Annotated in this window: 1 protein-coding gene; it reads right to left on the bottom strand. The window is 69.8% G+C overall.

Annotated elements, in window-relative coordinates:
- On the bottom strand, positions 1-1180 hold a 1180-nt coding region (locus ABH925_RS37665; RefSeq protein WP_370156151.1), incomplete at its 3' end, for a transposase.
- Positions 1181-1336: the final 156 nt, after the last annotated feature.

Below are 1336 nucleotides of genomic sequence, written 5' to 3'. Positions count from 1 at the left end.
TGTACCAGCGGGCCCGGGTTCGGTGTTCGTCGGTGTCGGCGGGGTGGTGGCCGGTCAGCGTGTACCAGGCGATCACCACGGTGTAGGCGAGCAGGCCGAAGGGGACGGTGCGCTCCACCGCGCTTGGGGTGCGGTTTCGGGCTTCGCCGACGCCCAGGGTCTGGCGGGCGTCGTGGAACGCGGTCTCGATCGACCAGCGTGCCGCGTAGCGTTCCACGATCTGCTCGGGCGGGCTGATCAGGTCGGTGGTGACCAGGGCCGCGCCGTAGCCGCGGTCCAGCGCCGTCCCGGGGCCGCAGTTCTCGTCCCAGACGAGCACGACGCGCACGGGCTGGCTGTGGAAGGAGCCGTACCACAGGCAGACGCGGTCGGCGATCAGGACGGTGTCGGTGCGTCCGTAGCGCTGGACTTTGACGCGTCGCCAGTCCAGGAGTTGCGACAGCTCCGCCGGGGTGCCCAGGCGCGACCCACGGGTGCGGGGGCGTCCCTTGCGGCCCGTGCGCGGTGGCGGGAGTTCGTGCAGGACGGAGGTGGTCTTCAGGCGGCTGGTCCAGGTGATAGCCGGCGCCAGGCCGCGCAGGTGCTCGCCCGCGTACGCCGCATCACCGACCGCATGAACGGTGCGGTCGGGGAAGCGGGCGGCGATGAGCTCGGTCATCTCGCGGGCCAGGGCGATCTTCCCGGTGCGGCGTGGCCGCCACAGCCTGGCCAGCACCGGCAGGCACACCGGGCGGGTCAGGAACGGGACCGTGACCACCAGGCCGGCCACCACCCAGCAGTTCCCGAACCCGGCCGGCCGGGGCCCCTTGGCGGCACCGTCGTGCTGCCAGGCCGCACCGAACACCTTGCGCCCGGAACGCTTGAACAACGTGTCGTCCACCGCGACCACCAGCGCTGCCCCCGGTGGCAGAAGGCGTTCGACGACCAGGCCGGCCAGGGCCAGGCCGACCTCGTCGACCGACCAGCGGGCACTGGAGAACAAGCGGTGGGCCCGGGTGTGATGCCACAGCCGCTCCAGCCCGGAGCCCAGGAGCATCCCGCAGACCGTGCGGCGCCGGGTCTGCGCGATCATCCCGGTCAGCAGCACACAGAAGGTCCGGAACGTCGGCGCGGTGAAGCAGGAACGACAGACCAGCAGAAGAGCGGACAGCGACGGCGGTATCGTCTTTTCAGGAAGCATCGGCGGATCACTCTCACCAGGGTGAAACAGACACCGCCGATGCTTCTTTGAATCCGCCACCAGCCCTACCCAGCAAGGGCTTTCACCACCCGATCCAGCTACGGACCGAACACCAGTTCATCACATCGGTGATCCAAAAAGTGCGAAACACGAGGG

Source organism: Streptacidiphilus sp. EB129 (genome assembly GCF_041262645.1).
Classification (GTDB): domain Bacteria; phylum Actinomycetota; class Actinomycetes; order Streptomycetales; family Streptomycetaceae; genus Streptacidiphilus.
This window is presented reverse-complemented; position numbering and strand designations above follow the sequence as displayed.